General features: G+C 62.4%; 13 protein-coding genes and 1 pseudogene. 3 read left to right on the top strand and 11 right to left on the bottom strand.

Translation table 11 applies throughout. The annotated features are described in order from the left end of the window. Nucleotides 1-363, top strand: a pseudogene (locus RMO57_RS14550) (ribonuclease E/G); the annotation flags it as partial. A gap of 85 nt (nt 364-448) precedes the next feature. Here the strand turns inward: RMO57_RS14550 and RMO57_RS14545 are convergent. After that, nucleotides 449-796, bottom strand: coding sequence for a TRAP transporter large permease subunit (locus tag RMO57_RS14545; protein WP_310387794.1), 348 nt, complete (start codon nt 794-796; stop codon nt 449-451). A 33-nt stretch (nt 797-829) separates the two neighbouring features. Continuing rightward, complete coding sequence (locus RMO57_RS14540; protein ID WP_310387795.1) at nt 830-1,813, bottom strand: TRAP transporter substrate-binding protein; 984 nt, start codon at nt 1,811-1,813, stop codon at nt 830-832. A 197-nt stretch (nt 1,814-2,010) separates the two neighbouring features. On the opposite strand from RMO57_RS14540, the gene RMO57_RS14535 reads away from it, so the two are divergent. Next, nucleotides 2,011-4,035 (top strand): PAS domain S-box protein, encoded by a 2,025-nt coding sequence (locus tag RMO57_RS14535; protein ID WP_310387793.1) that lies wholly within the window; start codon nt 2,011-2,013, stop codon nt 4,033-4,035. After that, a complete protein-coding gene (locus RMO57_RS14530) occupies nt 4,028-4,639 on the top strand; it encodes a response regulator transcription factor (RefSeq protein WP_310387791.1) in 612 nt (203 codons plus the stop codon). Before RMO57_RS14535 ends, RMO57_RS14530 begins: the two co-directional genes overlap by 8 nt. Before the next feature lie 11 nt (nt 4,640-4,650). Here the strand turns inward: RMO57_RS14530 and nagZ are convergent, their stop codons facing one another. From nagZ to lepA, 9 genes are read right to left on the bottom strand one after another with little or no spacing between them, the layout of a single operon-like run. Continuing rightward, nucleotides 4,651-5,727 carry a beta-N-acetylhexosaminidase gene (nagZ, locus tag RMO57_RS14525; protein WP_414896435.1) on the bottom strand — a complete coding sequence of 359 codons (1,077 nt, stop codon included), beginning with the start codon at nt 5,725-5,727 and terminating at the stop codon, nt 4,651-4,653. A 12-nt stretch (nt 5,728-5,739) separates the two neighbouring features. Beyond that, nucleotides 5,740-6,147, bottom strand: coding sequence for a holo-ACP synthase (acpS, locus tag RMO57_RS14520; RefSeq protein ID WP_310387787.1), 408 nt, complete (start codon nt 6,145-6,147; stop codon nt 5,740-5,742). Between the two features lie 7 nt (nt 6,148-6,154). Continuing rightward, a complete protein-coding gene (locus RMO57_RS14515; RefSeq protein WP_310387785.1) occupies nt 6,155-6,943 on the bottom strand; it encodes a pyridoxine 5'-phosphate synthase in 789 nt (262 codons plus the stop codon). A 14-nt stretch (nt 6,944-6,957) separates the two neighbouring features. Next, a complete protein-coding gene (recO, locus tag RMO57_RS14510) occupies nt 6,958-7,752 on the bottom strand; it encodes a DNA repair protein RecO (protein ID WP_310387783.1) in 795 nt (264 codons plus the stop codon). Between the two features lie 29 nt (nt 7,753-7,781). After that, nucleotides 7,782-8,750 carry a GTPase Era gene (era, locus tag RMO57_RS14505; RefSeq protein ID WP_310387781.1) on the bottom strand — a complete coding sequence of 323 codons (969 nt, stop codon included), beginning with the start codon at nt 8,748-8,750 and terminating at the stop codon, nt 7,782-7,784. A gap of 28 nt (nt 8,751-8,778) precedes the next feature. Then, nucleotides 8,779-9,483: a ribonuclease III gene (gene rnc, locus RMO57_RS14500; protein WP_310387780.1), complete on the bottom strand. Its 705-nt coding sequence runs from the start codon at nt 9,481-9,483 to the stop codon at nt 8,779-8,781. A 17-nt stretch (nt 9,484-9,500) separates the two neighbouring features. Next, nucleotides 9,501-9,875 carry a DUF4845 domain-containing protein gene (locus RMO57_RS14495; RefSeq protein WP_310387779.1) on the bottom strand — a complete coding sequence of 125 codons (375 nt, stop codon included), beginning with the start codon at nt 9,873-9,875 and terminating at the stop codon, nt 9,501-9,503. Nucleotides 9,876-9,913: 38 nt separating this feature from the next. Then, a complete protein-coding gene (lepB, locus tag RMO57_RS14490; protein ID WP_310387778.1) occupies nt 9,914-10,888 on the bottom strand; it encodes a signal peptidase I in 975 nt (324 codons plus the stop codon). Nucleotides 10,889-10,913: 25 nt separating this feature from the next. Continuing rightward, nucleotides 10,914-12,722: a translation elongation factor 4 gene (lepA, locus tag RMO57_RS14485; RefSeq protein ID WP_310387777.1), complete on the bottom strand. Its 1,809-nt coding sequence runs from the start codon at nt 12,720-12,722 to the stop codon at nt 10,914-10,916. Between the last annotated feature and the right edge of the window lie 425 nt (nt 12,723-13,147).

Raw genomic sequence — 13,147 nt, 5'->3', positions numbered from 1 at the left:
GCACCTGCACCTGCACCTGCACCTGCACCTGCACCTGCACCTGCACCTGCACCGATTGCAGTCGAGGTTGCTCCGACAACAGCGCCGACGCCTGCACCGGTTATTGCCGCCGCCGCACCCGTCGCAACGCCGTTCGTGCTGGAAATCGATGCCTTGCAGGCGGTTGCCCAGTCCAGCGGTTTGCAGTGGGTCAATTCGGATGCGCAGAAGATCCGGGCCGTTCAGGAAGCGATTGCTGCCGAAGCAAAGACGACCCATGTGCCGCGTGAACGCGTCGCCGCGGTGGTGTCCGACGAAGGCCCGCTGGTGATGGTCGAGACCAAGAAGGATCTGGCCCAGATCAAGCTGCCCTTCGAGCATTGATCGCTGATTAGCCAGCCCCTCAACGCCGCCGCGGCTCACGCCCCGGCGGCGTTTTTTTGTCCGTATCGCCCTGCGAACTAACCGTCTATGCCGGCGGCTTATGCGCAAAAAAGGATTGAGCCGTTGATGTACTGCAAGGCGAGCTAACCTTCAAACGGCCACGTCCCGACCCAAGACTTGGGCTGCGCACCGTACGGACGTAAAGAAGCCCGCCGAAGCGGGCTCTGGTTGATGCCGCAGTGGAAGCCGCAGTAGAAGCCGCCCAGCGCTCGCTCGACGTGGCCTTGTCCATGCGCGGGCACTGGTTCTCTCGGGCGAAAAACCAAGTCGTCAGGCCGAAGGCGGTGGCCAGCATCTGGCCCGGCACCACGTCGGCAACGAACATCGCACGGACCGAGGTGTTGGTGGAGACCGAATGCAAGCGATTGATCATCGGTGCATGCCTCGTCCGGTCCTGTTTCAGCGCTTACTTGGGAGCGACAAAACCGGCCGCTTTGTAGACTGCCGCGATGGTCGCTTTGCCAACCCGCGATTCCATTTCCTTGTGCACCGGCATCAAGGCCTTCTTCCACTGATTGGCTTCGGCATCGGTCAGCGCGTAGATGGTGGTCTTGCCGCTGGCCTTGATCTTGTCCAGCGCGACCGCGTTCTCGGTCTGCGCGATCGCATTGGCAAAGGTCGACGACTCCCGCATCGCCACCTCAAGCATGCCGCGCACATCGGCCGGCAAGCCATCCCAGAACTTCTTGTTGACGATCACCGCATAGCCGAGGTGCCCGTGACCCGACAGCGTGATGTGCTTTTGGACTTCAAAAATGCGCTGGGTATAGTAGTTAGACGGCGTACTCTCGGTGCCGTCAACCACGCCCGACTGCAGCGCCTGGTAGAGCTCGCTGAAGGCCATCACCTGCGGGATCGCGCCCAGGCCACGCATCTGCGCGTCCAGCACCTTGCTGGACTGGATGCGCATTTTCAACCCCTTGAAGTCGGCCACCCCGCGCAGCGGCTTGTTGGCGCTCATATGGGTGGCGCCGTTGTCCCAATAGGCCAAACCCTGGATGCCCTTGGGCTCCAACTTCTTGAACAGGTCGGCACCGACCGGGCCTTCGGTAACCGCGCGGAAGGCGGCCGTGTCCTTGAAGATGAAAGGCAGATCGAAGACCTCGAAATCCTTCACGCCCAGCGGCCCAAACTTGGCCAGCGACGGTGCCAGCATCTGCACCGCGCCGAGCTGCAAGGCCTCCAGCTCTTCCTTGTCCTTATAGAGCTGGCTGTTCGGGTAGACCTCGACCTTGACCTTGCCGGCGCTGCGCTGCTCGACCAGCTCCTTAAAGCGCTGCGCGCCCTTGCCCTTGGGGGTATCCGGAGCGACCACATGGCTGAACTTGATCACGATGGGCGCTTGCGCCTGCACCCAAACAGGCAAGGCCAGGGTCAATGCGCCGAGCATGCTCAACACGCGGCGGCGGATGCGGAATGTGTTGTTCATTTTGTTTCCAGTAGGTGGCGCTGTTGATGGACGTAGCGGGCGCGGTTGCCACTGTCCAGCGATTGTGAAAGCCAAGCCGCGCAGCGGGAAGATGTGGAGTTCCACATTTCGCAGTTCCGTTGCGCGCAGGCATTGCGCTGCCGCGTAGACTTTGCGTCATGCCCCCGCTTCAACCTTGGCCTATCGGCCCTGCCGCCGCCAAGCCGATTCCGGTCAGCCCCTGGCAGACATGGCGCGCCTCACTCTGGGCCTTGCCCCTGCTGCTGTCCCTGGGCTTTGTACTGGGAGTACTGATTTGGGCGCGCAATAACGAGATCGAAGAGCGTGAGCTGCAGCGGCAGACCATGATCTCGGATGCGCTGAGCACCGAAGCTCAGCTGCGCGCCAAGCTTGACGACGAGATCACCCATCTGCGCGAACTGCCCGCCAAGCTGAAGCATCAAGAACCCACTGCGGCCAGCCTAGCGGCCCAACCCGAGTTGAACGCCGGACTGCGCCGGCTTTGGATTTCGGTCACTTGGTTGGACACGCGCAACCGCATCCTGGCCCAGCTGCCCGCCGCCACCGAGAATCAAGCAGCGATCGCAGAAGACGGCTTGTCCTTGCACTTGACCAGCCCAGTCGGCGAGAACGGCGCCAAAGGCATGCTGGTGGTGCGCTATTCGCCAGCCCTGCTGCTCAAGCGCGGCGTGCCCTGGTGGCTCAGCCACAAATACGACATCCAGATGGTCGACAGCGCCGACCAAGTGATCGCCTCCAGCCGGGATGTCAGCGTGCGGTTGGCGCAAAGCACCCGCCCCAGCTACCGCATCAGCTTCCCCGGCCCGTTGCGGGCCAGCCCGCTGACCGAGTCGGCGCTGACCGATGCGGCGCTGGAGCTGACGCTGCGCGATCCGCCTGCCACCTCCATCCGACCCTTGGCCTTGATCCTGATTGCCGGCTTCCTGCCGCTGATTGCCGGTGCCAGCTGGCTGCTGCGCCGTCAGGTGCGCCAGATCTCGCGCACCGAGGCCGCCTGGCGCACCGAGGCTGCTTGGCGCCAGGCGATGGAAGACTCGGCGCTGGTCGGCCTGCGCGCCCGCGACGCCGATGGCCGCCTGCTCTACGTCAACCGGACCTTCTGCGATATGGTCGGTCTGAGCGCCGAGAGCTTGATCGGCCTGCGCCCGCCGATGCCTTACTGGCCGCCCGATGCGCTGGACGAGCTGACCGCACGCAACCGCCTCAACCTGGCCGGCTACGCGCCCCGCGAGGGCTTCGAGGCACGTTGGCGCCATGCCGACGGCCGCACATTGGAAGTCAAGGTGTTCGAGTCGCCGCTGGTCGATGCTGCGGGCAAGCAAATCGGCTGGATGGGCTCCATCATCGACATCACCAATGCCAAGCGGCTTGAAGAAGGCGAGCGGCGGCAGATTGAGATCATGAGCAATAACGCCCGCCTGACCATGCTGGGCGAGGTCGCCTCGACGCTGGCGCATGAGCTGAACCAGCCGCTGACCGCGATCGCCAGCTACAACGCCGGCATCGCCAACTCGCTCGCCAAGCTGGGCGTGACCGATGCGGCCGTGCTGGGCGCCCTGCAGCGCCTGGGCCAGCAGGCTGCGCATGCCGGACGCATCGTGCAGCGGATTCGCGAATTCCTGACCCGGCGCGAGCCGCAGCACGAGCTGTGCGAGCTCAATCTGGTCATCACCGATGCGGTGGCCCTGCTGGGCCGCGAGCTGGCGCGTGCCCAAGTGCAGATTGATCTGCGCCTGGACCCCGATTTACCGGCCTTGCTGGCGGATGCGGTGCTGGTCGAGCAGGTGGTGATCAATCTGGTGCGCAATGCGGCCGACGCGCTGCAGGCCAGGCCGCAGGGGCGGCTGATCGCGATTCACAGCAGCCGCTCGGCCAGCTCGGCGCATGCCAGCGGCGGCGTGGAGTTTGTGCGCGTAGCCGTCAGCGACAACGGCCCCGGCCTGGGCGGGCGCGGCGTCGAGACCTTGTGCGCACCGTTTTACTCCACCAAGCGCGAAGGCATGGGCATGGGCCTGGCGATCTGCCGCTCCATCATCGAGGCCCACCAGGGCGTGCTGGATGTCGACGCCTCGCCCAGCGGCGGCGCGCGCTTTTGCTTCAGCCTGCCCCTGCTCACGCCGGAGCTGCTGGCCGCGCGCAACGGAGAATCTAGCGATGACTGAGGCCTCCATCTATCTGGTCGACGATGACCCGGCCGTGCGTGACGCGCTGGCCTTCTTGCTGGCCTCACGCGGACTGCAGGTACGCAGCTTCGACGGCGGGCCGGCGCTGCTGGCCGCCCTGGATGCAGGCAAACCGGGCGCGCCACTTGGCGTGTTTCTGCTCGATGTGCGGATGGACGCAATGTCGGGAACCAAGCTACATGACGAGTTACTTGCGCGGGGCCTGCGCAATCCGGTGCTGTTCCTGACCGGCCATGGCGACATCCCGATGGTGGTCGAGGCGCTCAAGAAAGGCGCCTTCGACTTTCTCGAAAAACCTTATAGCGACAACGCGCTGGCTGACCGCCTGGAACAGGCGCTGGCGGTTGACGCGGCGATGCGCGTCGAGGGTGCGCATGCGGGCGAGCGCCAGGCCCGCCTGGCCAGCCTGACCGAGCGCGAGCGCGAGGTGATGGGCAAAGTGGCAGCCGGCAAGCTCAACAAGGTGATCGCCGACGAATTGCATGTGTCGATGCGCACCATCGAGGTCCACCGTGCCCGCGTGTTTGCCAAGTTAGGCGTACGCTCGGCCGCCGAAGTGGCGACGCTGCTGGCGCAAGTTTAGCGAGCGCTCGCTCAGCTCAGGCTAACCAGGGCCTGGTGATAGGCCGGCTCATGCATCAACTCGTCCCAGGTCAGCGGCGCGGTCTGCGGCAGCAGGCCGGCGCGCCGGGCCTCGCTCTCGGCACTGGGCAGCCAGCTGCCGCTCAACTGCGCCTGGCTCAGATCGGCCAGTACTTCGTCCAAGGCGCTGCCCTCGTCGACGCCGGACTGGTTGCAAAGCAGCACCATGTCGCAGCCGGCCTGCAAGGCGGCCAGCGCGGCTTGCGCGTAGCCGATGGGCTGGCCGTCCAACACGCGGGCGCCGGCCATGCCGAGGTCATCGCTGAAGATGGCGCCGCCAAAGCCCAGCCGCTCGCGCAAGATTTCCTGCAGCCAGCGCTCACTGAAGCCAGCCGGCCGGGCGTCAACTTTGGGGTAAATCACATGCGCCGGCATCACCGCGCCCATGCTCATCACCAACCATTCAAACGGCTTCGCGTCTTCGGCCAAAATCGCCTTCAGGCTGCGCTTGTCAATCGGCACGTCCACATGCGAGTCGGCCTTGACGAAGCCGTGGCCGGGGAAATGCTTGGCACAACTGTGCATGCCGGCCAGCAAGAGCCCATGCATCAGGCTCTTGGCCAACATCGCCACCACACGTGGATCGCGGTGGAAGCTGCGGTCGCCGATGACACTGCTGGCGCCGTAATCCAAATCAAGCACCGGCGCAAAAGAGAAATCTACACCGCAAGCACGCAGCTCGCTGGCCAAGACATAACCGGCCGCCGTGGCGGCAGCGGTAGCGCGCATCGCGTCATCCATCCACAGCTCGCCCAAACTGCGCATTGAGGGTAAGTGGGTGAATCCATCGGTCTGGAAGCGCTGGACGCGGCCGCCTTCATGGTCGACGGCGATCAGCACATCGGGCCGTATCGCCTTGATCTGCGAGGTCAGCGAGGTCAGCTGGGCGCGGCTCTCGAAGTTGTGCGCGAACAGGATCAGGCCGCCGACCAGCGGGTGTTTGAGGCGGCGCTTGTCGTCGCTGTCCAGCGCCAGCCCGGCAATATCGAGCACCAGCGGCGCGTGGATGGAAGCCTTGTCGTCGTTCATCTTCATCATGAGTCAGTCCTTGTTGTGTGTTTCAAGTTCAACGATTACATAAGTGCTGGCGTAGTCGCTCTCGTCACTGACCGAGACATGGGCCTTCAGACCCTTGGCTTCGAACCAAAGCGCTAACTCGCCATGCAAACGGATTTCGGGCTTGCCGCTGGCAGCGTTGACGATCTCGCAGTCGCGCCAACTCATCGGCCTGCGCATGCCCATGCCGATCGCTTTGGAGAAGGCCTCCTTGGCCGAGAAGCGGGTGGCCAAGTAGCTGACACCGCGGGTGACCACCTTGGCGCTGCGCTCGCGGAACACGGCCAGTTCATGCGGCCCCAAGACTTTTTCAGCAAAGCGCTCACCGCGCCGCTCCAGCGTGTCGCGGATGCGGCGGATGTCGCAGATATCGCAGCCGATGCCGTAAATCATCAAAGACTCAGGCTGTGTAAGCGCGCTGAATGCAGCGCTGATAGTCGCGCACCGTCTCGGTGTAGCCCAGCTCCAGCGCATCCGCCACCAAGGCATGGCCGATCGAGACCTCCTGCACGCCCGGCACGGCGCGCAAAAAAGCCGTCAGGTTGTCGCGGTTCAGATCATGGCCGGCGTTGATGCCCAGGCCCAGCGCCAGTGCGGCTTCGGCAGTACGAGTGAAGCCGGTCAGCACCGCGGCCTCGCGCTCTGTGCCATAAGCACTGGCAAAAGTCTCGGTGTAGAGCTCGATACGCTCAGCACCGAGCTCGGCCACAAATGCCATGGCCTCGGGCACGGGGTCCATGAACAGGCTGACCCGCACCCCGCAAGCACGCGCCTCGGCCACCAACGGCGCCAAGCGGGCCATATCGGCCGGGAACTGCCAGCCGTGGTCGGACGTGAACTGGTCCTCGCTGTCGGGCACAAAGGTCACCTGATGCGGCCGCACTTCGCGCACAAAGTCCATCAGGTTCTGCGTCGGGTTGCCCTCGATGTTGTACTCGGCCTGCGGCCAAGCCTTCAGCAGCGCGGCCAAGTCATGCACGTCTTGCGTGCGGATATGGCGAGCATCGGGGCGCGGATGCACGGTAATGCCTTGTGCGCCGGCAAGCAAACACAGCTCCGCTGCGCGCAGTACGCTGGGGATGCCCAAATGCCGCGTATTGCGCAGCAAGGCGACCTTGTTGACGTTGACCGACAAGGCACAGCGCGCGCCGTGCGTGCGGGAGGATTCAGGGGCAACCAGTGGATTCATCGCGAGCTCCTTCATCAATCTATAAGTTTTTGCAGATCCTGCATGACCTGGCGGGTGCGTAGCGGCCGCTGCCCGAGATGATAGTGAAGCAGGCCGCGCAGGGTCGAACGCAGGGCCGGCAACACGGGGCTACAGGCCTGCTGCAAGGCCGCCGTGCTGCCATGCAAGAGCGCAGCCTGCATTTGCACCAGGGCCTGCCCGCTGAAACTCGCCACCTCGCCCTGCAAGGGCAGGACGCCGGCCTCGGCGGTCAGCATATAGGGGCGGTCGAGATCCAGGGGCTGTTGCGTCAACGTAGCCAGGCTCAGGTCCGGCAGCAGACCGATCTCCAGCAAGAGCCGCAACTCGAAGGCGCGCAGCGCCGCCTGCGATTGCGCGTCCTCGTTGGCATGCAATTGCGGCAAGGTGGCGGCATAAGCATCAAACAAAGCGGTATGCGGGTCCTGGCGGGCCAGCAGCTTGAGCAGCAGCTCGTTCAGGTAATAGCCGGAGAACAATGCCGCGCCGGCCGGCATGGTGGCACCGCCGGCCCATTCCGCGCCGCGCAAGGTGACCACCTCGGGCCCGGGCGCGTCGCCGACGCCCTGCACCGCCTTGACCGGCTTGGACAAGCTGACCTGGATGCGCTGAAACGGCAGCAAGACAGCGCGCAGCTGGGAGTACGGCCGCTTGGCGCCCTTGGCCACCACCGCGATGCGGCCCTGCTCACGCGTGAATAAATCCAGAATCAGACTGGACTCGCTCCAGTCGTAGTGGTGCAGCACAAAGGCTTGCTGGATCGCGGGTGCGCGCGCGCCGCGAGTTGCCATGGGCTTGAACCTCTAACGCTGGCTAGAACTTACTCGTAGCCGTAGCTGCGCACGCGCTCTTCGGTGTCGGCCCAGCCGGAGCGAACCTTGACCCATAACTCCAGGAACACGCGGCCTTGCATCAGGTGCTCCAACTCCTGGCGCGCTTCGGAGCCGATGCGCTTGAGGCGCTCGCCGCCGGCCCCGATGATCATGCCCTTGTGCGCGTCGCGCTCAACCACGATGGAGGCCGAGATGCGGCGCAGTTCGCCCTCGTCTTCCCACTTGTCGATGATGACGGTGGAGGTGTAGGGCAGCTCATCGCCGGTCAGGCGGAATAATTTCTCGCGGATGATTTCGCTGGCCAGGAACTTCTCCGAGCGGTCGGTCAGCGCGTCTTCCTCATAGAACCAGCCCTGCTCGGGCAGATAAGGCTTGAGGATCTTGAACAGCCGCGCCACGTCGGACTCTTTCTTGGCCGACAAGGGCACGAACTCGGCGAAGTTGCGGCGTTCAGCCATGCTCTTGAGCCAAGGTGCCAGCTCGGCGCGGCGCTGCACGGCGTCGAGCTTGTTGGCGATCATCACGACCGGCTTGTCTTCGGGCAGCAGCGACAGCACCTTGGCGTCATCAAGGCCGAAGCGGCCCGCCTCCAACACATACAGCACCAGATCAACATCACTCAGTACGCTGTGCACGGTGCGATTTAAAGTGCGATTGAGCGCCGCGTTATGTTTCAGCTGGAAACCGGGCGTATCGACAAAGACAAACTGCGCCTCTTCGATGGTGCGCACGCCGGTGATGCGGTGGCGGGTGGTTTGCGCCTTGTCGGAAGTGATGCTGACCTTTTGGCCGACCAAGGCGTTCAGCAAGGTCGATTTGCCGACGTTGGGGCGGCCGACGATGGCGATCAGACCGCAGCGCTTTGGGATTGCGGGGTCTAGCGTTGAAACGGTGGGGCTGGCTGGCAATTCAGGCACCGGAGTTTCATCGGTCGGTGCAGAGGTATTTTCGTTCATGGTGTGGGCGGCGTTGAGGCCGACTCCTTCAGTCGCGCAAGCCAGCGTTTGGCTTGTCGCGGGCAATCAATTCGTCGAGTAAGCGACGGGCGGCGTTCTGTTCGGCAATGCGTCGCGAACGACCTTCGCCGCGCTTGGAAATTTTCAGGGCAGGCACCGCGCATTCGATCTCGAAGGTCTGCGCGTGGGCCTGGCCACGGGTTTCAGTAATGGTATAGCTTGGCACGGCCATACGGCGTGCCTGCAGCCATTCTTGCAAGGCTGTTTTGGCGTCTTTGGCCCAGTTATCCATCACCGAGCCATCAATCAACTCGCCCAGCAAGCGGCGCACCAGCTCATGCGCCGACGCGTAGCCTGCATCCAGGAACACGGCGCCGATCAGGGCCTCGGTGGCGTCGGCCAAGATCGAGGGCCGCTGCGCGCCACCGCCCTTGGCTTCGCCTTCGCTGATGCGCAAGACCTTGGGCAGCTCTAGGCCGAGCGCCAAGCGGTGCAAACTCTCTTCGCGTACCAAGTGGGCGCGCACACGGGTCAAATCGCCTTCGTCGGAGGCGCCGAAACGCTCATACAGCAAGGCAGACACCGCCAAGCTGAGCACCGCGTCACCCAAGAATTCGAGGCGCTCGTTGTGATCAGCACTGAAGCTGCGGTGGGTGATCGCCCGGGTCAACAGCTCGGGCTGCTTGAAACTGTAGAAAAGCCTTTGCTGCAGGGCGGCAAGCTGCGGGCTCATAAAAACGGGCTCCGCATTTAGCGCGAGCGCCCTTCGTACTTGATCAACAAATACACCGGGCCGCCCAGCTCGATCTGCTTGTCGTAAGCAAAGCTGATTTGCAATTTGTCGTTTTCTTTGCTGATCACCAGATCTTTGGAGTTGATGCTAGTGATCGAATACTCGACCTGTTGCGCCTTCTCAAAGTCGGCCCGTACCGCCGGCACCGTGGCCGGGTTGGCAGCCGCGATACGGTCCACCGTTTTTTGAATGGTGTAGAACTCCAGCACGGTCGGGAACACGCGCGCCAGCACCACGCCGGTAAAGGCCAGCAACACACCCCAGAACAACAGACCCAGCAGGCTCACGCCGCGTTGCCCCCGTCCTGGCATGCCAAATTCCGTCTGACGCATGAATTGCTTCCTCGCTTGGTGATGGTGGCGGTTCAATTTCAGTTGAAGGCGCCAATGCGCTTGAGATCACTGAAATTCATCCAGACAAAAAAGGCCTTACCGACAATGTTCTCGTCCGGCACAAAACCCCAGAAGCGTGAATCGCCGGAATTGTCGCGGTTGTCGCCGACCAAGTAGTAATGCCCGACCGGCACCTTGCAGCTGACGCCCTCGGGGCTGTACTTGCAATTCTCCTGGAAGGGGAAGGGGCCGCCGGCTCGGTTGGGGCTGAACAGCGGCGAGCGCTGCGGATCCACCAGCAGCTGATGCTCTTTCTCGCCCAGCTTCTCGGTGAAACGGGGCCGATAGGCCATCGAGCTTTCGTCATAGAAATCGCCCTGCGCCTGCACCGGCACCAGCTCGCCGTTGACGTACAGGCGTTGGTTCAAATAACTGACCTGATCACCGGGCAGACCGACCACGCGCTTGATGTAGTCAATGCTGGCGTCACCAGGCCAACGAAACACCATCACATCGCCCCGCTTGACATCGTTGTTAGCAATGATCTTCTTGTTGATCACCGGCAGACGAACGCCGTAATGGAACTTGTTGACCAAAATCAGGTCGCCCACCAAGAGTGTTGGCACCATCGAGCCCGACGGGATTTTGAAAGGCTCAAACAAAAAGGAGCGCAGCAGGAAGACCGCCAAAATCACCGGGAACAAGCCCGCAGTCCAGTCCAACCACCAAGGTTGGCGCAAAATTTCCTGACGCGCAACTTCAACGTCACCATCAACCCGCTTGATACCTTGTGCGGCCAGGGTCTGGCGGCGCTGGGCATCAGCGGCCAGCAATTGCGCTGCCGCACGGTTGCGCTTGGGCTCGAAATGAAAACGCTCAGCCAGCCAAAAGCACAGCGTGACCATGGTCAGCACGAACAGCAAGAAGGAAAAATTACCACTCCAAAAGCCGGTGTACCAGCCTCCCAGATAGGCGGCGAGCAAGGCGTAAAGGATTCCGGTCAGAGCACTCATCAATGGTCTACTTGGGTTCGTTCGATTAATCGTCAACTTGCAGAATGGCCAAGAACGCTTCCTGCGGCACCTCGACGGAGCCGATTTGCTTCATGCGCTTCTTGCCGGCTTTTTGCTTTTCGAGCAGCTTGCGCTTGCGGGACACGTCACCGCCATAACATTTTGCCAGCACGTTCTTGCGCAGCGCCTTGATGTTCTCGCGCGCGATGATGTTGGAGCCGATCGCCGCCTGAATCACCACGTCATACATCTGGCGCGGGATGTGCTCACGCATCTTGGCCGCGACACCGCGACCGCGGAACTGGCTCTGCACCCGGTGCACGATGATGGACAGCGCGTCGACCCGGTCACCGTTGATCAGGATGACAACCTTGACCACGTCGGAGGCGCGGTACTCCTTGAACTCATAGTCCATCGAGGCGTAGCCACGCGACACGCTTTTCAGCTTGTCGAAGAAGTCCAGCACGATCTCGGCCAGCGGCATCTCGTAAGTCAACATCACCTGGCGGCCGTGATAGGCCATATTGAGCTGATTGCCGCGCTTCAAATTGGCCATCGTCATCACCGGGCCGACATAGTCTTGCGGCATGTAGAGATGGACCGTCACGATGGGCTCGCGAATCTCCTGGATCTGCCCCAACTCAGGCATCTTGGACGGGTTCTCGACCGAGACCACCGTGCCATCATTCAGCACCACCTCATAGACCACGCTGGGCGCGGTGGTGATCAGGTCTTGATCGAACTCGCGCTCCAAGCGCTCCTGCACGATTTCCATGTGCAGCAGGCCCAGGAAGCCGCAGCGGAAGCCAAAGCCCAGCGCCTGCGACACCTCGGGCTCGTAGCGCAGCGAGGAGTCGTTCAGCTTGAGCTTCTCCAGCGCGTCGCGCAGCTGGTCGTACTCACTCGCTTCGGTCGGATAGAGGCCGGCAAACACCTGCGGCTGGATTTCCTTGAAGCCCGGCAAGGCCTGCTCGGCCGGACCCAGATTGTTCGGCAGCTTTTTTTCCAAGGTGACGGTGTCGCCGACCTTGGCCGCTTGCAGCTCTTTGATGCCGGCGATGATGAAACCCACCTCACCCGCATTCAACTGATCACGCGGCTCGGACTTGGGAGCGAACACGCCCAGGTTGTCGGCCGGGTAGACGGCGTTTGACGCCATCATGCGGATGCGCTCGCCCTTTTTGAGCGTGCCGTCAACTACCCGCACCAACATCACCACGCCCACGTAAGCGTCATACCAAGAGTCGACGATCATGGCGCGCAGCGGCGCGTCCACCACACCCTTGGGCGGCGGCATGCGGGCAATCACGGCCTCGATGATTTCTTCGATGCCCATGCCCGTCTTGGCGCTGCAAGGAATGGCGTCGGTCGCGTCAATACCGATGACGTCTTCAATTTCCAACTTGGCGTTGTCCGGATCTGCATTCGGCAGATCCATCTTGTTGAGCACCGGCACCACCTCGACACCGAGCTCCAGCGCGGTGTAGCAATTGGCCACCGTCTGCGCTTCGACCCCTTGGCTAGCATCCACCACCAAGAGCGCGCCCTCGCAGGCCGACAGCGAGCGACTGACCTCGTAGGAGAAGTCCACATGGCCGGGCGTATCGATCAGATTCAGGTTGTAGGTCTTGCCGTCCTTGGCCTTGTACTGCAGGGCGGCGGTCTGCGCCTTGATGGTGATGCCACGCTCGCGCTCGATGTCCATTGAGTCCAGCACCTGCGACTCCATCTCACGATCGGAAAGCCCTCCGCAACGCTGAATGATGCGATCCGCCAGCGTGCTCTTGCCGTGGTCGATGTGGGCGATGATGGAGAAATTGCGGATGTGATTCATGTGCGAACAGAGCGGGTAAGCCGGGCATACAACGGCGAAGGCCGTTGCAGTGCAAGCTCTCAATCGCTAGGTGATGTGAAGGCGCGAAGCGCCGTGCTGAAACTAAAAAAAAGGCACGTCGAATCGGTGACGCGCCTTCCAACAAAACGTTTGGCAACTGCATGTTGGGCATCCATTGTAGCGAAAAGCCTGAATCTGGAAACCTAGCAACGCTCGGGACTCCGGTCGTTGCGACCCACCAACAGCAAGTTATGCACAACTTATCAACATGAGAACCTGATATCCAGTTGATGAATTGGGTTATTCCCGTGCGCTGGGTGAGCCTTGCGTCTGCGTTGCAGTGGGCCAACAAAGCAAAGAATGCCACACCACTGCGTATTCTATCCGACGATGCGACCAATCAAGTCGCGGCCCACGCGCGGGGC

This window comes from Roseateles sp. (assembly GCF_031397715.1).
In the GTDB taxonomy this organism is placed as follows: Bacteria; Pseudomonadota; Gammaproteobacteria; order Burkholderiales; family Burkholderiaceae_C; genus Paucibacter_A.
The sequence above is the reverse complement of the archived record's forward strand: the minus strand, read 5'-3'. Positions and strand labels throughout refer to the sequence as shown.